This window comes from Mycobacterium sp., from assembly GCF_035570115.1.
GTDB lineage: Bacteria > Actinomycetota > Actinomycetes > Mycobacteriales > Mycobacteriaceae > Mycobacterium.
Genome location: NZ_DATMLH010000279.1, coordinates 1 through 17,553 on the forward strand (window position 1 = coordinate 1; position 17,553 = coordinate 17,553).

16 protein-coding genes and 2 pseudogenes are annotated in these 17,553 nt (G+C 65.3%); 9 read left to right on the plus strand and 9 right to left on the minus strand.

From position 1 onward, the window contains the following. Positions 1–188 (plus strand): chorismate mutase (locus VNW74_RS26385; protein WP_325682344.1); only part of this gene is annotated, 188 nt, incomplete at its 5' end. Positions 189–258: 70 nt separating this feature from the next. Then, complete coding sequence (gene pgi / locus VNW74_RS26390) at positions 259–1,923, plus strand: glucose-6-phosphate isomerase (protein WP_325682346.1); 1,665 nt, start codon at positions 259–261, stop codon at positions 1,921–1,923. Between the two features lie 15 nt (positions 1,924–1,938). Here pgi and VNW74_RS26395 read toward each other — a convergent pair whose 3' ends face one another. The 6 genes and pseudogenes from VNW74_RS26395 to VNW74_RS26420 form a co-directional block, all read right to left on the minus strand. Further along, positions 1,939–2,688: an SDR family oxidoreductase gene (locus VNW74_RS26395; RefSeq protein ID WP_325682349.1), complete on the minus strand. Its 750-nt coding sequence runs from the start codon at positions 2,686–2,688 to the stop codon at positions 1,939–1,941. A gap of 68 nt (positions 2,689–2,756) precedes the next feature. After that, complete coding sequence (locus VNW74_RS26400) at positions 2,757–3,230, minus strand: zinc finger domain-containing protein (RefSeq protein WP_325682409.1); 474 nt, start codon at positions 3,228–3,230, stop codon at positions 2,757–2,759. A 147-nt stretch (positions 3,231–3,377) separates the two neighbouring features. Further along, positions 3,378–3,620: pseudogene (locus tag VNW74_RS26405) on the minus strand (DNA-formamidopyrimidine glycosylase family protein); the annotation flags it as partial. A 16-nt stretch (positions 3,621–3,636) separates the two neighbouring features. Then, on the minus strand, positions 3,637–4,038 hold the full coding sequence (locus VNW74_RS26410) for a phage holin family protein (RefSeq protein WP_325682351.1): 402 nt from the start codon (positions 4,036–4,038) through the stop codon (positions 3,637–3,639). Positions 4,039–4,047: 9 nt separating this feature from the next. Continuing rightward, positions 4,048–4,794 (minus strand): precorrin-6A synthase (deacetylating), encoded by a 747-nt coding sequence (gene cobF / locus VNW74_RS26415; RefSeq protein ID WP_325682353.1) that lies wholly within the window; start codon positions 4,792–4,794, stop codon positions 4,048–4,050. 26 nt (positions 4,795–4,820) lie between these two features. Further along, positions 4,821–4,904, minus strand: a pseudogene (locus tag VNW74_RS26420) (siderophore-interacting protein); the annotation flags it as partial. Positions 4,905–5,102: 198 nt separating this feature from the next. On the opposite strand from VNW74_RS26420, the gene VNW74_RS26425 reads away from it, so the two are divergent. The 4 genes from VNW74_RS26425 (at position 5,103) to VNW74_RS26440 (ending at position 8,995) form a co-directional block, all read left to right on the plus strand. Further along, entirely contained in the window at positions 5,103–6,005 is a 903-nt protein-coding gene (locus tag VNW74_RS26425; RefSeq protein WP_325682355.1) for a diiron oxygenase, read from the plus strand. A gap of 188 nt (positions 6,006–6,193) precedes the next feature. Beyond that, complete coding sequence (locus VNW74_RS26430; RefSeq protein ID WP_414686785.1) at positions 6,194–7,186, plus strand: DUF4873 domain-containing protein; 993 nt, start codon at positions 6,194–6,196, stop codon at positions 7,184–7,186. Positions 7,187–7,362: 176 nt separating this feature from the next. After that, complete coding sequence (locus VNW74_RS26435) at positions 7,363–8,061, plus strand: sulfate transporter (RefSeq protein ID WP_325682358.1); 699 nt, start codon at positions 7,363–7,365, stop codon at positions 8,059–8,061. Positions 8,062–8,128: 67 nt separating this feature from the next. Then, positions 8,129–8,995 (plus strand): TIGR03619 family F420-dependent LLM class oxidoreductase, encoded by an 867-nt coding sequence (locus VNW74_RS26440; protein WP_325682360.1) that lies wholly within the window; start codon positions 8,129–8,131, stop codon positions 8,993–8,995. A gap of 3 nt (positions 8,996–8,998) precedes the next feature. Here the strand turns inward: VNW74_RS26440 and VNW74_RS26445 are convergent, their stop codons facing one another. Continuing rightward, complete coding sequence (locus VNW74_RS26445; RefSeq protein ID WP_325682411.1) at positions 8,999–9,805, minus strand: enoyl-CoA hydratase/isomerase family protein; 807 nt, start codon at positions 9,803–9,805, stop codon at positions 8,999–9,001. Positions 9,806–9,863: 58 nt separating this feature from the next. Here VNW74_RS26445 and VNW74_RS26450 point away from each other — a divergent pair, with 58 nt between their 5' ends. Then, positions 9,864–10,781, plus strand: coding sequence for an SAM-dependent methyltransferase (locus VNW74_RS26450; RefSeq protein ID WP_325682362.1), 918 nt, complete (start codon positions 9,864–9,866; stop codon positions 10,779–10,781). Between the two features lie 10 nt (positions 10,782–10,791). Here VNW74_RS26450 and VNW74_RS26455 read toward each other — a convergent pair whose 3' ends face one another. Continuing rightward, positions 10,792–12,723 carry a fumarylacetoacetate hydrolase family protein gene (locus VNW74_RS26455; protein ID WP_325682364.1) on the minus strand — a complete coding sequence of 644 codons (1,932 nt, stop codon included), beginning with the start codon at positions 12,721–12,723 and terminating at the stop codon, positions 10,792–10,794. After that, positions 12,720–14,984, minus strand: coding sequence for an ATP-dependent DNA ligase (locus VNW74_RS26460; RefSeq protein WP_325682366.1), 2,265 nt, complete (start codon positions 14,982–14,984; stop codon positions 12,720–12,722). Before VNW74_RS26460 ends, VNW74_RS26455 begins: the two co-directional genes overlap by 4 nt. A 128-nt stretch (positions 14,985–15,112) precedes the next feature. Between VNW74_RS26460 and VNW74_RS26465 the strand changes: the two genes are divergently transcribed. Next, entirely contained in the window at positions 15,113–16,639 is a 1,527-nt protein-coding gene (locus tag VNW74_RS26465) for a mannitol dehydrogenase family protein (protein WP_325682368.1), read from the plus strand. Further along, positions 16,639–17,508, plus strand: coding sequence for an HAD-IA family hydrolase (locus tag VNW74_RS26470; protein WP_325682370.1), 870 nt, complete (start codon positions 16,639–16,641; stop codon positions 17,506–17,508). Before VNW74_RS26465 ends, VNW74_RS26470 begins: the two co-directional genes overlap by 1 nt. Positions 17,509–17,553 lie beyond the last annotated feature (45 nt).

Below are 17,553 nucleotides of genomic sequence, written 5' to 3' on the forward strand. Positions count from 1 at the left end.
TGGCCGCGGTCAAGCGTCGCGCCGAGGTGTCCCAGGCGATCGGCAAAGCCCGGATGGCCTCCGGCGGCACCCGCTTGGTGCACAGCCGGGAAATGAAGGTCATCGAGCGCTACAGCGAGCTCGGTCCAGACGGCAAGGACCTGGCCATGCTGCTGCTCAGACTGGGCCGCGGCCGACTCGGTCATTGATCCAGCCGGTTAGCATCTCGTTCACCTCGCCTTCATCGCTGCCCTGGTCAACCTGACTAGGGTCGACACCATGACTGCGGTTGAACAGATTCCCGACATCACGGCGGCCCCGGCCTGGAACGCGCTGCGCAAGCATCATGACCAGATCAAAACGGCGCACCTGCGCCAGTTGTTCGCCGACGATCCCGACCGCGGCAGCGAGTTCACCGTCGCCGTCGGCGACCTTTACATCGACTACAGCAAACACCGCATCACCCGCGAGACCCTGAAGCTGCTGCTCGACCTGGCTCGCGCCGCGCACCTCGAGCAGCGTCGCGACGAGATGTTCGAGGGCGTGCATATCAACGTCTCGGAGAATCGCGCGGTGCTGCATACCGCGCTGCGGCTGCCGCGCGACGCGAAGCTGATCGTCGACGGGCAAAACGTGGTCGAGGACGTGCACGCGGTGCTGGACGCGATGGGCGACTTCACCGACCGGCTGCGCAGCGGCGAGTGGACCGGTGCCACCGGCGAACGGATCAGCACGGTCGTCAACATCGGGATCGGGGGTTCGGACCTCGGACCGGTGATGGTCTACCTTGCACTGCGGCACTACGCCGACGCCGGCATCTCGGCGCGGTTCGTCTCCAATGTCGACCCCGCTGACCTGGTCGCAACGTTGGCCGACTTAGACCCGGCCACGACGCTTTTCATCGTCGCCTCCAAGACGTTCTCCACGCTGGAAACGCTGACCAACGCGACCGCGGCCCGGCGCTGGCTGACCGACACGCTCGGCGACGACGCGGTGGCAAAGCATTTCGTTGCCGTCTCGACCAACAAGAAGTTGGTCGACGAGTTCGGCATCGACACCAACAACATGTTCGGATTCTGGGACTGGGTCGGCGGACGCTATTCGGTCGATTCGGCGATCGGGCTCTCGGTGATGGCCGCGATCGGCCGAGAGGCTTTCGCGGACTTCCTGTCCGGCTTCCACCTCGTCGACGAGCATTTCCGCACCGCACCGCTGGAGGCCAACGCGCCGGTGCTGCTCGGGCTGATCGGGCTGTGGTACTCGAACTTCTTTGGCGCACAGTCACGTGCGGTGCTGCCGTACTCCAACGACCTGGCGCGTTTCGCGGCCTATCTGCAGCAGCTGACGATGGAATCCAACGGCAAGTCGACCCGTGCCGACGGCACCCCCGTCGTCACCGACACCGGTGAAATCTATTGGGGCGAACCGGGAACCAACGGTCAGCACGCCTTTTACCAATTGCTGCACCAGGGCACCCGGTTGGTGCCGGCCGACTTCATCGGTTTCAGCCAGCCGACCGACGACCTGCCCACCGCCGACGGCACTGGCAGTATGCACGACCTGCTGATGAGCAACTTCTTCGCGCAGACCCAGGTGCTGGCCTTCGGCAAGACCGCCGAGGAGATCGCCGCCGAGGGCACGCCGGCCGATGTGGTGCCGCACAAGGTGATGCCCGGTAACCGACCGACCACGTCCATCCTGGCCACCAGGCTCACCCCGTCGGTACTGGGCCAGTTGATCGCTCTTTACGAGCATCAGGTCTTCACCGAGGGCGTGGTGTGGGGCATCGACTCGTTCGACCAATGGGGCGTCGAGCTGGGCAAGACGCAGGCCAAGGCGCTGCTGCCGGTCATCACCGAGGACGCATCGCCGGACAAACAGTCGGACAGCTCGACCGACACGCTAGTGCGCCATTACCGCACCGAACGAGGTCGGGTCAGCTGAGTCTGCTCGCGCCAGTTAGGCGAAGCGTTTGGCCAGTGGTGGCGGCAGCACCCGCATTAGCTGCACCATCGGCGCCCACGGCCACCACGGAACAACCGCCCTGCCCGGCTCGCGCTCAATGGCGGCGACCAACGCCTTGACGCCAGTTTCGTTGTCCACCATGAACATCGTGCTTTCCGATTTGGCGGTCATCTCCGACTCGATATAGCCGGGTTCGAGCACCGACACCTTGATCGGCCCGCTGGCGTATTCGGCACGCAGCGATTCGCCGAGCGACCGCAGACCAGCCTTGCTGGCCGCGTAGGCCGCCTTCACGCCGGGTATGCCCTTGGCGCCGAGCACCGAGGAGATCAGCACCAGATGCCCGGAGCCCTGCTGCTTGAACATCTGCAGCGCGGTTTCGATCTGAACCAGAGCAGCCACCAGGTTGGTTTCGATGGTTGCCTTGTTGGCCCACAGCTTGCCCGACCCCAGCGGCGCGCCCTTGCCGATACCGGCGTTGACGATCAGCCGGTCGATTCCGCCCAGAGTGTCGGATAACTCCGCGAACACCTTCGGCACCTGTTCGTGGTCGTTGACGTCCAGCGCGGCAACGGCCACGGCGATGTCCGGATACTGTTGCGACAGATCAGTTTTGAGCTGGTCGAGCCGGTCGGTGCGACGGGCGCACAATGCCAGATCACGGCCCTTGGCCGCGAACGCGCCGGCCATCCCGGCGCCGAGGCCGGAACTCGCGCCGGTGATGAGAATCTTCTGCCGAGTCACCCGCGCAGCATAGCGGCGATCGCCAGCGCGGCGAAGCCGCGTGCAGCGGGTCGCCGCCATCGGCATAGCTACTTGAGCAGACGCGACATGCGCCGGTCGGCTAGCACCTTGCCGCCGGTCTGACAGGTCGGGCAGTACTGAAACGACTTGTCGGCGAATGACACTTCCCGCACGGTGTCGCCGCATACCGGACACGGCAAGCCGGTGCGCGCATGCACCCGCAAACCGGAGCGCTTCTCCCCCTTCAGCGTGGCGGCCTGCTGACCGACCGACCGGCTCACGGCGTCGGTCAGCACCGACACCATCGCATCGTGCAATGCGACCAGCTGCGCGTTGGCGATTTTGCCGGCCGTGCCGAACGGCGAAATCTTGGCGACGTGCAGGATCTCGTCGCTGTAGGCGTTGCCGATGCCGGCGATCACCTTTTGGTCGGTGATGACGGACTTGATCCGCCCGGTGTTTCCGGCCAGCACGTCGGCCAGGCCGTCGACGCTGAGTTGCAGCGCGTCGGGCCCGAGCGCGGCGATGCCGGGTACCTGCATCGGGTCGTCGACGAGCCACACCGCCAGCCGCTTCTGGGTGCCCGCCTCGGTGAGGTCGAAGCCCGGCGCCTCCCCAGGAGTGCCCAGATGAACGCGCAGCGCAATCGGGCCTTTGCCGGGTCGCAGCGGCGCGGCGGCGAGCTTGTCCGACCACCGCAGCCAGCCGGCCCGGGATAGGTGCGCAATCAAGATCAACTCGCCCGCCCGCAGGCCGAGATATTTGCCCCACCGGTCGGCGCCGGTAACGGTCAGACCGTACAGCGCGTTGATCGGCGGATCGAAGGTTTTAAGCACCGACAACGCGACGACGTCGACGCGCCCGATAGTCCTGCCGACGGCGTGGCGGCGCAGGTGGTCGGCCAGCGCTTCGACTTCGGGCAGTTCAGGCATGCATCCAGTGTGCCGGTCAGCGCCGAGCTGTGCGCCTCGCGTCGCGAACCACCAGCGACAGCACCCAGCTGACGATCGACAACACGATCGCGGCCCAGATCGCGGTCCACCAGAAGTGGTCGATGGCCAGGCCCCAATGGGTGGTGTGAGCGGTGATCCGCGCGGTGATCCACAGCATCAGCGCGTTGATGACGATGTGGATCAGGCCCAGGGTAAGGATGTACAGGGGGATCGACAGGATCTGCACGATCGGTTTGATGAACGCGTTGACCAGACCGAAGATCACCGCGACGACGAAGATGATGCCGGCCCTCTGCAACCTGGTGTCGCCGCCGACGAAGCTGAGCCCATGGACGACGAGGGTGACCACCCAGAGTGCGAATCCCGTCAACGCGGCGCGAATGAGAAAGGGTCCCATGGGCTGAACCTACTCCGCGGATCGCAACAAATAGGTGTCCATAATCCAACCGTGACCTGCACGGGCATCGGCCCGCAACGCGGCGATGCGCTCGCCAACCTCGCCGATCGTGCCGGCGACGAGCAGCTCGTCGTCGGTGCCAAGGTAGGCGCCCCACCAGATCCGGGTCTCGGGCGGGCAGCTTCGAAACGAACACTCGCCGTCGAGCATGACGACCGTCGAGCCGGACAGGCCGTGGGCTCGAAGCTGACGGCCGGTGGTGATCAACACCGGTTCGCCGACGTCGTTGAGCGGGATGCGATGCCGTGCCGTCAGTGCCTGGATGGCGGTGATACCCGGGATCACGTCGTAGCTGACGTCGATCTCCGCGGCGACGGAATCGAGGATGCGCAGCGTGCTGTCATACAGCGACGGGTCCCCCCAAGCCAGGAAGGCACCCACGCCGTCGGAACCGAGTTCGGTGGCGATCGCCGTCGCCCAGATCCGGGCGCGCGCCGCGTGCCAGTCGGACACTGCCTCTCGGTAATCGGCGTCGGTTGAGCGCCGCGGATCGGGCAGCTCGACGAAGCGGTAGTCGGGCTCCCGGATGAACCGCGCGCAGATGTCCCGGCGCAGCCCAACCAGGTCGCTTTTGGCTTCGCCCTTGTCCATCGCGAAGAAAACCTGGGTTTTGTTGAGTGCCTCAATCGCCTGGACGGTCACATATTCGGGGTCTCCCGCACCGATGCCGATGACGTGGATGTGGCGAGTCCCCATGCCCGCAGAGCCTAGAGGGTGCAGCGCTATTCCAAGCCGGTGCGGCCGGGTGTCCAGAAGGGTTTGGTGCGTATCTGGCGCCGGTCCCAGCCGCGTTCGGTGATCAGTATTCAAGGACACACGACCTACGACTTCGTGCCCGATTCGCGCGCATCAAGGTGTAGTCGAAACCACCGGTACCCGGTACCACGGGTATTGACATCTTCGGTGCATGCGTCTTAACGTCTGGATATAGCGCCGAGAAAGGGACGTCCGCCATGACCCGCGCCGGCGACGATGCAGAGCAATCGATGAGGAGGAGCGGCGCCATGACCACTGCGGTCAAGCCGAATGGCCCTAGTCGTGAAGAGTTCGCCGAACGTCTGCTCAAGGGATCGGTCAAAAAGTCCTACGCCCCGGTCGTCGACATCGACTGGGACGCGCCGCTAGACCCAGACAAGTTCTATCTGCCGCCGAGGACCGTGTCGCTGTACGGCACACCGATGTGGGACGAGATGACCCGCGCTCAGCGCATCGAGCTGTCCCGCCAGGAGCTGGTGAACACCCTGTCCGCCGGTATCTGGTTCGAGAACATCTTGAACCAGGCGCTGTTGCGCAAACTCATGCACACGGACCCCACCAGCAGGGCATCCCACTACGCGCTCACTGAACTGGGCGACGAGACCCGTCACATGGTGATGTTCGGCAAGGCCATCGAACGGGTCGGCGCCATGCCCGTTCGCCCGCGGCTTTATCACCGGATGATCATCAACACGCTGCCGTTCTTTTTCCGCGGCTCGGTGCTGTGGCTGGCCGCGCTGATCGGCGAGGAGATCTTCGACTCGTTGCAGCGCCAGATGATGGACGATCCCGAACTGCAGCCGATCATCCAGCGGCTGATGCGAATTCACGTCACCGAAGAGGCCCGCCACATTCAGTTCGCCCGCGACGGACTGCGCAAGCGGGCACCGCAGATGCGACGGCCGGAGCGGTGGTTCGTCGGCAACGTCAACGGCCTGGGCGGTTGGTTCTTCCGCTACCTGTTCAGCAATAAGGTCCAATATGCGCGGGCGGGTTTGAACGCCCGGCAAGCCCGCAGAGTCGCGCGCACCAGCCCACATCGCCACGAAGTCCAGGTGGCGGGCTTCGCTCCGCTGGCCGAGTTCCTTACGGAGGTGGGCTTATTGGGCCCGATCGCGCGCCGCGGCTGGACGCGCACCAAGTTCCTGTGATCGACCAAAGCCACGACGTCGTCATCGTCGGGACCGGATCCACTGGCGTATGGGCCACCGAGCTACTCGCCGTCGGCATCGAGAATTTCGTGATCTTTGATCGCGAAGTGATCAGCTCGGTGTTCGACGACGACACCGCCACCTGGACGCTGACCACCGGCGACGGTGAGACATGCCACGGGCGGGTAGTGGTCGCCCGCAAGTCCCCGTTTGTCCCGTGGACTCCGGACCTGTTTGGCCGCAGGGAATTTCGCGGCGTCTCGTTTCACGCCGCGGCACCCGACCCCGATTTCGACCCGGCCGCCCAACGCGTCGCGGTGATCGGCGCCGACGCCGCCGCCGGGCAGCTGATCGGCCGGCTGGCCAGATCGGGCGCCGCGGTCAAGGTTTTCCCGCTTCCGCCACGCCGGGTCATCAGGCCCGCTCGACGCGCCAGGCACTACCTGCGCCGCCAGGCCGAGCTGGTGGCATCGCCCATCGTCGAGATGACGGCGGCGGGCATCCGGACCGCCGACGGTGTCCACCAGGACGCCGACGCCATCGTGTACGGCACCGGGTTCAAGATCCCCGCCGGACTACCGCAGGACATCCTGGTGGGTGCCCGCGGCGTGACCATCCAGCACGCCTGGACCGACGGCATGGAGCCCTACCTCGGGGTGGCGATGCACGGCTTCCCGAATTACTTCATCGTTGACGGGCCGGAGTTCGAAGCGGCCATGCGCTACGTCGTTGAGTGCCTACAGCTGATGAAGGGGCACCATCGCATCGAGGTGCGCCGCAGCAGTCAACAGGTGTACAACGAGCGGGTCCACCTGGGTAGCTCCTCGCGTCGCCTGGTGCCATCGGCATTCGACTTGGTGTCGTCCGTCGGCGTGCAGGATGACATTTACGAAGGCCCGGCGACGGCGACGCTGGCCGATATCTGCCGTGAGGCGCGTGTCCGGATAACCGGACATATTGACCCGATTGACGGCCGGTATCACTGGCAGGGAACACTTTTCGGCCAATTCCCGGCAGACGTGCTGGCCCGGGTCCGGACACTGACCCTGACGGTGGGTGACCGCAGCGTCTCGGCGCGCATCACTGAAGAAACTCCGCAGGGCACGTATTCGATCGCCGGGGTGGGTGCGCCGCCGTTCGCGCTGAGAGACGTCGAAGTTGCCGCCGCGCCACAGTTTTGAGCCGCGACCGCGTTTTGCCGCGCGCCGGCGTGGGTAAGCGGCCATCATGTTGAAAGCGATGCCCGTTGAAAACGACCCGCTCGCTGTGGTCAGGATCGCCGCCGAGCGGGCGCGAGGCGGTGGCTAGGACCACCGGCCGTTTGGCGGTTTCCGCTTTCCCGGTGGGAAGCGCTTGCGTGCTCACGGTCGATGGCGTCCTGGACGGGCGCAGGTATCTGCAACTTCGAAACCGCATCATCGAGGCGGCGTTGGGCGAACCGCGCGCGGTCCTTGTCGACGTCAACGCTCTGCGCGTCCCAGCGTCGTCCTTGTGGAAGGTGTTCAGCAGCGCACGCTGGCAGGTCAGTATCTGGCCCGACGTTCCGATCATTCTGATCTGCGCCCACCCCGGACGCCAGCGGATCATCGCCCGGAGCGGTGTGACGCGCTACGTGCCGGTGCGAGCCAGTGTCGAGGCGGCGTTGGCAAGTCTTACCGCCGGTCGACCTACCCGGCGGCGGACCAGCGCGGAACTGCCGTCCTCCCTTGCGAGCCTGCGCCAGGCCCGCGAACTGGTGGCCGAATGGCTGGCGGCCTGGTCCCACGTCGCGCTGGTTCCGGTAGCGACGGTAGTTGTCAATGTGTTCGTCGAAAACGTGTTGCAACACACCGCCTGCGCGTGCGTGCTGGTGCTCGAATCCGACGGTGAAGCGGTAACCATTTCGGTGCAGGACGATAGCTCGATACCGGCGGCCCGCCATGAGGATCCTCACCTCGGCGGCGAACGGGTGTCGGGTCTGGCGATCGTCGCGTCGGTTTGCCGCGCATGGGGCAGCACACCGATGTCGTCCGGAAAGACGGTGTGGGCAGTGCTCGGCCCGGAAAACCAGCTTTGATCAGCCGCTGTTAACAGGCTCTAGTATTTGGTTCAGTATTTGTAGCTATGCGAGGGCAGGAGACGGTGTGCGGTTCAGCTACGCGGAGGCGATGACGGACTTCAGTTACTACATCCCGTTGGCGAAGGCCGCCGAGGCGGCCGGGTACACCAGCATGACCATCCCCGACAGCGTCGCCTATCCGTTCGAGTCCGACTCCAAATACCCGTACACGCCAGACGGAAACCGTGAATTCCTGGACGGCAAGGCGTTCATCGAGACGTTCGTGCTGACCGCCGCCCTGGGCGCGGTGACGACGACGTTGCGGTTCAACTTCTTCGTCCTCAAGCTTCCGATCCGGCCGCCGGCTCTGGTGGCCAAGCAGGCCGGTTCGCTGGCGGCGCTCATCGGCAATCGGGTGGGCCTCGGCGTCGGCACCAGCCCGTGGCCCGAGGACTACGAGTTGATGGGTGTTCCGTTTGCCAAGCGCGGCAAGCGAATTGACGAGTGCATCGAAATCATCCGCGGGCTCACCACCGGCGACTACTTCGAGTTCCACGGCGAGTTCTACGACATACCCAAGACCAAGATGACTCCCGCTCCGACACAGCCGATTCCAATTCTGATCGGCGGTCACGCCGATGCCGCGCTGCGGCGCGCCGCCCGCGCCGACGGCTGGATGCACGGCGGCGGCGACCCCGACGAGCTGGACCGGCTCATCAAAAGGGTCAAGCAGCTCCGCGAAGAAGAAGGAAGAACGGAGCCCTTCGAGATCCACGTCATCTCCGTCGACGGCTTCACCCTCGACGGCGTCAAACGCCTCGAGGACAAGGGCGTCACCGACGTCATCGTGGGTTTCCGGATCCCCTACATCATGGGAACCGACGCCGAGCCGCTCGACACCAAAATTCGCAACCTGGAGATGTTCGCCGAGAACGTGATCGCTAAAGCCTAACGGCTACAGCGAATCCCACACCGGAGACCGCTTCTCCATGAGGGCCTTGGCGGCTTCCAGCGGGTTGTTGGTGAACCCGGTCAGGATCTGGGTGCGATTCTCGATCTCCTTGGCGTGCCGCAGACTTGGCGCGTCCAGCGCGGTGTTGAGGCCGATCTTGGTCTGCCAGACGCCGTAGGCGTTGTTCTCGACGATCGAGCGGGCCATCTTGAGCGCGGCCGCCATCAGCTCATCCGGCGCCACCACCTCGTGCACCAGCCTGATCCGGTAGGCCTCGTCCGCGTCGATGATGCGGCCGGTCAGCATCAGTTCCCGCGCCACCCCGGCTCCGACGATCTTGGGCAGCAGGTAGCTGGTGCCCATGTCCATCGACGAGAACCCTGCCTTGATGAAAACCGAACCGAACCGGGCTTGGTCAGAGGCGATTCGGATGTCGCAGTGCAGCGCGAAGGCCAACCCGCCACCGACCGCGGCGCCGTTGACCGCGGCGATCACCGGTATCGGCAGCTCGTAAAGCCGGGTGTACAGGTCGGCCAGCCGAACCTGCGCGTCGTAGCTGACCTTGAACGGCGGGCTGGGTGGCCCGGTTTTCGGCGGTTTTGTCCAGGGCTCCCCGGTGCCACTCAGGTCGGCGCCGGCGCAGAATCCGCGGCCGGCGCCGGTCAGAATCGCCGCCCGGAACTCGCCGGTGCTGAGCACATCCATCACGTCGTCCATGGCGTCCATCAGCGACCCGTCGATGGCATTCAACCGCCTCGGCCGATTCAGGGTGACACCGGCGATTTCGTCTTCAAGCGTTGCCAATTCCACAGCAGTCATACAGCAACCGTAGGGGAGACCGTCGGAGTTCGGGCCTACGTTGGCACGCATGGCGAGAACTGACAGCGACACATGGGATTTGGCCAGCAGCGTCGGCGCCACCGCCACGATGGTGGCCGCCGCCCGCGCAGCAGCCAGCCGACGTCCCAACCCCGTGATCAACGACCCCTTCGCCGAGCCGCTGGTCCGCGCGGTCGGGCTGGACCTCTTCACCAAAGTGGCCTCGGGCGAACTGGACTTCGCCGACGTCGACGAAGGTGCCGGGTTTCCCCGAATGGTCGACACATTCGCTGCCCGAGCCCGGTTCTACGACGACTACTTCGCCGAGACCAGCAGCACGGGCCTGCGCCAGGTGGTGATCGTGGCGTCGGGGCTGGACTCGCGCCCGTACCGGCTTTCCTGGCCGGCGGGCACCACACTCTACGAAATCGATCGGCCCGAGGTCATCGAGTTGAAGACCACCACACTGTCCGAACTCGGCGCTGTACCCGGGGCCGAGCATCGTCCGGTCGGCATCGACCTGCGTGAGGATTGGCCGGCGGCGCTGCAACGCGCGGGCTTCGATGCCACCCAACCGACGGCGTGGCTGGCCGAGGGGGTACTAATCGGATTTCTGCCGCCCGCGGCCGAAGTTCGCTTGCTCGATAACGTCGCCGCGCTGAGCGCGGCCGGCAGCGCGTTCGCCGCGGACTACGGATCGGTGCGCGGTCAGACCGAGGAGGAGCGGCGGCGGGCCCAGAAGCTGACCGACCGTTGGCGCGAACACGGCCTGGACCTGCATATCCCCGACTTGACCTACCCGGGCGACCACACCGACGTCGCGGCCCACCTGCGGGCCCACGGATGGGACACCGCTACTTTCGTGCTTGCCGACCTGTTCGCTGCGGCCGGGCTCGATCTCCTGGAGGGCGAAGCACGGGCGAATACGGCTGCCTCGATCAGCTTCGTTCGGGCGACCCGGCGATAGGTGTAGCGCGTCAGGAATGCTTGGCGAACCACTCGGCTTGCATCGCCAGCAATCCCATCGCCGGCAACTGCGGTGTGCCCGGGTCGAGTTCGCGATAACGCTGGTAGACGTTGACGACGACGCGCTCCGCGTCCAGCCAGCTCGCGTACTCACCGAGGTCGATGCTGTCGGCCGCCTCGACGAAGGACAGGCCCTTGCGGTAGGCGGCGTCGGCTTGCTCGGCGACGTGGACGAGATACCCGCGCACCGCGCGGATACCGTCCGCGTCAGTGACCGGGCCGTGGCCCGGGACCACCGTCGCCGCACCCAACGCGATCATCGCGTCGCAGGCCGCGACCCAGTTTGCGATCGGACCGGCCCACACGATCGGCGTGCAACCGATGAACAGCAAGTCCCCGGCGAACAGCACCCCGGCGTCCGGCAGGTGCACCACCGAGTCCGCGGCGGTATGCGCCGGGCCCAGATTTAACAGGTGCACCTCTCGGCCGCCAACCTCGATGGCGAGCCGGTCGTCGAAGGTGCGGTCGGCGTTGCGCAGCGTGATGCCGCCGAAGTCGAAGGGTCCGAACCGTTCTCGCAGATATCCGGTCGCCACGGGACCGAGGTCCGCGGTCTGGGTCATCACCAGCATCTCGGGCGCCATGCCGTGGGCGATCTCCTCGGCCGTGCCCTTGGCGGCGATCACCCGCACCGAGGCGTCCAACAGTTGGTTGCCGTGGGTGTGGTCACCATTGGAGTGGGTGATCAGCGCGTCGGTGATCGGGGCGCGGTCGGTGACGGGCGCCATCGCGGCCAGCATTTCGCGGGTCAGCGCCAGGTCGAACAGGGTATCGACCAGTAACGACGCGCCGTCGCCGGCGACGAGTCCGGCGTTGCTCCAACCGTATCCGCCGTCCGGCAGCATCCAGGCCCACACCCGGTCGGCGACCTCGTGCAACCCGCGGGTGTACGGGATTTTCGCCGGAGCCGGGTTGACCCGCTGCGCCGGCACGGCGTCGGGGTTGGGTCGCGCCGAAATTGGTTGCGGTGCGGGGGTTTTACGGACGGTTTGACGGGTCTCACCCAGCCCCTGCACAGTGAGCGTGACGACGTCGCCGTCGTGCAGCCAGCCGCGGAACGATTCCGGCGCGGTCGCGTCGAGATGCTCGACCAGCGTGCAGGTCGGCACGGTGCCGGAACCGAAAACGTCGCCGGGTGTCAGCGCTACCCCACGCGAGGCGTAGGCGATCACTTCGCCGAAGCTCCAATCCATCGCCGCGGTCGACCCGGCACCGACCACCTCGCCGTTCACCAGTGCGGTCACCTCGAGGCCCAGCTTGCCGTCGCGACGGTAGGGCTCCAGTTCGTCGGGTGTGACCAGATACGGGCCCAATGTGACTCCGCTGTCCTTGCCCTTGGCCTGCCCGATCGCCAGTTGGCCTTCCAGCATTTGCAGGTCACGCGCCGACCAGTCGTTGAAGATCATGTAGCCGATGATCGCCTGTTCGGCTTCGGCCACCGAGAAGTCTTTGCCGGCTGTCCCGATGACCGCGGCGATCTCCAATTCGAAGTCCTGCCAAGCACTTCCGGGTGCCATCGGGGCGTCGTCGTACGGGCCGAGAACGGTCGACGGGCAGGCGAAGTAGAACGCGGGAATCCGGTACCAGGAATCCTTGAGAACCCGACCACCGCCCATCGCCGCCTGGCAATTGCGCATGTGCTCGAGGAAGCACAGGCTGTCCCGGATCGACGGCGGCCGCGGGATCGGCGCCGCGAGCGTCACCTGGTCCAGACGCACGGTGGGTGCCGAACGCAGGGCGTCCTCCCCCACTTCCTGCAGCCCGGCCGGGCCGTAGCCGATGAGTTCGAGCAAGCTCACGCCCGGCTGCAGGGCGTGGATCTCATCCCCGGAAAGCACCCCTGCCCGCTCGCCGTCGCTGGCTCGAAAGGTCACCCACTTCATTCGCGCACCACCTCACTCGGTTCCTTGTCCGGTCGCAGACCGCGCCAACTGGGTTGCCGCAAACGGTCATCCGGGGTCCACTCGCTGTACCGGACTTCGCCGACCAGCGTTGGCTTGACATAGGTCACGTTCTTGGCGTCACGGGCCGGAAGGGGTGCCTCGAACGGGGATTCGTCGGTGTGCAACGGCGCCAGCGTTTTCTTCAGCCTGGCCAGGTCGCGTTCGGTGAACCCGGTACCGACTCGGCCGGCGAAATGCAGTCCACCCGCGGCTGGAATGCCCATCAGCAGCGATCCGATACCGCTGGTCCTTCCACCCTCGCCGGCTCGCCAACCGCCGATGACGACTTCCTGGGTGTGCCAATATTTGTCCTTCACCCACGACGCCGAGCGGCGACCGGGCTGATAGGTCGAATCGCGCTTTTTCGCGATCACGCCCTCCCACTGGTGCTTACGCGAGTAGTCAAGCGCCTCTTCGCCGTCGCCGGGCAGCGGGTCGGGAACGATCAGACTGCCCGCGCCGGAAAGCGTTTCCAGCAGCTGTCGCCGGTCGCGGTAGCGGGCCCGCAGCAACGATCGCCCGTCCAAGTAGAGCAGGTCGAATGCCCAGAACTCGATTCGTGTGGCCCGCGCCCTGTTCTGCATCTCGGTGAACCTCGGCACACCGGAAGCATCCAGTGCGACGACTTCTCCGTCGAGCACGACGTGGTGCTCGCCGAGATCATCAGCCAAGGAGGCTAATTGGGGGAATTCCTTGGTGACGTCGCGCCCGCTGCGTGAGCGCAGCCGTACCGTGCCGTGATCGGCGTCGACCAGCAGCCGGTAGCCGTCCCACTTGCCCTCGAACGCCCACTGCGACGCTCTCAGGCTCGCCACCGAACCGTGCGTGGCGAGCATCGGGGCCAGTTCGTCGAACTGGAAGACATTCTGGTCCTTCATCCGATGCGCCAGCCACTGGTCGCCGTTGGTCTGAATCAGCGCGTAGCGTCCGGAGATTCGCTGGCCGTGCAGCGTGACGATGACCTCCCCTTTTTCACCGTCATCGCGGAACTTCTCGGTGTCATAGGTGCCGGAGTCCCAGATGATCACCTTGCCGGCGCCGTACTCCCCCTTCGGGATGCTGCCCTCGAAGCCGCCGTACTCCAGAGGATGGTCCTCGGTGTGGACCGCCAAGTGGTTGACCGCGGTGGTTTCGGGCAGGTTTTTCGGCACCGCCCAGGACACCAAAACGCCGTCGCGTTCCAGGCGAAAGTCGTAGTGCAGCCGACGGGCGTGGTGCTCCTGAATGACGAATGTATTACCTTCACCCGCAGACGGTTTGGCGCCTGGCACCGGCTCGGGTGTTTTCGACGCATCGCGCATGCTGCGGTACTTGGTCAGGCGATCCCGGGTCTTTACATCGGCATCCAGCGGCGCCAGCAGATCTCCATCGCGCTCGACCCTCTTCAGCACTTCGTCGTAGCGCAGCTGGCGAAGCTTCTTGTCGTCGAGCTCCGCCCAGCTGCGCGGCGCGGCGACGGTCGGATACTCCCGGCCGCGCAATGAATACGGCGCGATGGTGGTCTTCGACCCGTTGTTCTGGCTCCAGTCCACGAACACCTTGCCCGATCGCACGCTTTTGGTCATCGTCGAGGTGACCAGCTTGGGCATCGACGTTTCCAACTGCTGTGCAACACGTTTGGCCAACACCACCGCGCCGCGGCTACTGACCGGCTTGTCCAGCGGGCTGTACAGATGCAGCCCCTTGCTGCCGCTGGTAAGCGGAAACGTGGTCAAGCCGATGTCGACGATCAGGTCGCGGACAGCGCGGGCGACCTCGGCGAGCTGAGCCATCGTCACACCCTCGCCGGGGTCGAGGTCGAACACCAGACGGGTCGCCGGGCCGGGCTTGAGTTCTTCACCCTTGCGCGTCCACTCGGCGACGAACCGCCACTGCGGCACGTGTACCTCGAGTGCGGCCTGTTGGGCGATCCACGCCAACCCGTCCGCGCTGTCGATGATCGGATAGGTGGTCGTCCCGGATCGGTGCGCCACACCGGCACGGGGCAGCCAGTCCGGCGCCGACGCCGCCAGCTGCTTTTCGAAAAACGACGGCTCGTCGACGCCGTTTGGCCAGCGTTTACGGGTAGCCGGACGCCCGGCAATATGCGGCACCATGACCTCGGCGATGCTGGTGTAGTAGGCGAAGATGTCGGCCTTGGTGGTTCCGGTTGTGGGAAATATCACCTTGTCGGCGTTGGTCAGCTTCACCTGCGGCGCCATGTGATTCAACTTACGCGTTCCAGCGCCGAAAACGGCCTCTCACCACCGATTATCGTGCTCACCGTAAAAATCTTGTTAACCCGGCCACCAAAGGGTTAGACGGGCGAACCCGTGGGGCACAGACGAAAATGCCCATTGTGATTCCTATAGCTCCCTCGCGCCGTTCGGCCGGCGTTCCGTTAAGCAATGCGACGCTGCGACTGCATTCACGGCGCATTGACGTGCCAACTTACGACCGGTCGGCCCTTCAACGTGGCGTAGTTCACATCGGCGCGGGTAACTTTCACCGCGCGCACCAAGCCGTTTACTTCGATGACCTTGCCTGCTTGGGCATTTCCAACGAGTGGGGGGTCACCGGCGTCAGTCTTCACTCGCCCGACGTCAAAGATGTGCTGTCCGCCCAAGATGGGCTCTACACCGTTGTGCAACGCGGCCACGACCGCCAAACCGCCCGCGTGGTCGGCTCGATCGGCTCCCTGCACTACGCGCCGAACGACGGCGCCGCGGTCCGCGCCGCTCTGGCTGATCCCCAAACTCGCGTGGTCAGCCTGACGGTCACCAACAACGGTTACTTTCTCAATCCGACTACCGGTGAGTTCGACGCTGACAACCCCGACGTGCGTGCCGATCTTGCGGTGTCGGATTGCTTTGCCACCGCGTGGGCCTACCTGGCCGAAGCACTCGACCAGCGCCGCCGCGCCGGTATTGCCCCATTCACCGTGGTCTGCTGCGACAACATTGCCGACAACACGCAGGCGGCGCGGACCGCGCTGGTGTCGTTCGCCGCGTTAAAAGACCCCGGGCTGGCCCGCTGGATCGACACACATGTGGCATTCCCGTCGACCATGGTCGACCGCATCACCCCGCAGACCTCGAACTCGGAGCGCCAGTTCGTCGAGCAGACATTTGGCGTCGCCGACAAGTGGCCGGTGCTGACCGAACCGTATTGCCAATGGGTCATCGAGGACACCTTCAGCAACGGCCGCCCGCCGCTGCATGAGGTCGGCGCCCAGTTCGTATCCGATGTCAGCGACCACAAGCTGGTCAAGACACGCCTGCTCAACGGAACCCACATCGCGCTCGCGTGTCTTGCCACGCTGGCCGGCTACCAGCGCACCGACGAGGCGATGAAGGACCGCGTCATCTTCGATTACGTCGAGCAGCTCATGCGTGAGGAGATTCAGCCGCTGCTACCGGCGGTGCCCGGCATGAACACACCCGGCTATCGCCAAACGTTGCTCGCCCGGCTGAGCAATCCCCGGATGAGCGACCAGTTGTCGCGGCTGGCTCGCCGGGGATCGAGCAAAATACAGTCGTTTGTTTTGCCCTCTCTGCAGGAAGCGATCGCGCAAGGCAGACCGCACACCCTGCTGATGCTGGCCGTTGCCGGATGGGCGCGTTACATGCACGGTCACGACCTCAAGGGGCGCAAACTCCGCCTCGAAGACTCGCAGGCGATACCGCTGACTAGGTTGGCCACCATGGCAGGCAACAACCCCGATCCGTTGGTGGGGCATGAAATGTTCGCCGAGTTACGGACGGTTCCCGGCTTTGCGGAGCGCCTCGGCGATATGGTTGCGAGCATCGATGAGCACGGTGTGCTGCCCACACTGCGTCGAGCGTTGCAGGAGGATGCGCGGGAGTTGGTGTCGTGATGAACCACGGAACAGGCTTTCAAATAAGAGTTGTGCGTCCGTTCGACCCTGCACTGATCACCACCTTGCTTTGTGACGCTGATGACAACCTCTTCCCTTCCGAGAGACCGGCATTCGCCGCCTCGGTCGAGGTGACCAATCGCTTCCTGGCCAGGTTCGGCGTAAGCGCTCCCCTGAGCGCCGAGGATTTGCGCAGGCAGGCGGTCGGCAAAAACTTCCGCAGCACCGCTATCGATCTGGCGGTGTTGTGCGAGGTGCCCGTCGACCGGACGCTGGCACGTGGCCGTCCCGCCGCGGTTGTGGCTTCAGACAGCGACGCCGCGAGCGGTCGCGCGTTGTGCGCCGACGAACTCGAGCAGTGGGTGCGCCAAGAACGCAAACGGGTCACCGCGCATCTGGCCGCCACCCTAAAACCCGACCCAGAGGTGCTTGCGCCATTGGAGGCCCTCGCGTCGCGGTATGCATTGGCGGCGGTCAGCTCCAGCGCCGCCAAGCGGCTGGATGCCTGTTTTGCCGCCACCGGACTCGATTCGCTCATCCCGGCGGCTGTGCGCTTCAGCGCGGAAGATTCCCTTCCCGTGCCGACGAGCAAACCCGACCCGGCGGTGTATCTGCATTCCGGCCAGGTGCTGGGCGTCGACGCCGACCAGGGCCTGGCCATCGAAGATTCCGTGGCGGGCGTTACCTCCGCGGTCGCGGCCGGCTACGTCACCGTCGGTAACGTGATGTTCGTGCCGACCGACGAACGGGATTGCCGCCGTGCGGAGTTGATTGATGCCGGCGCAGCCGCGATAACCGATTCGTGGCGCGCTCTCGCTGACGTCCTCATGTTATCGACCGTGACAGGTGCAGATTCCTCGCTAACGTAGGCATCGGCTGCACTGTCGGCGGGCTAACGCCCCCAACGTCGTACC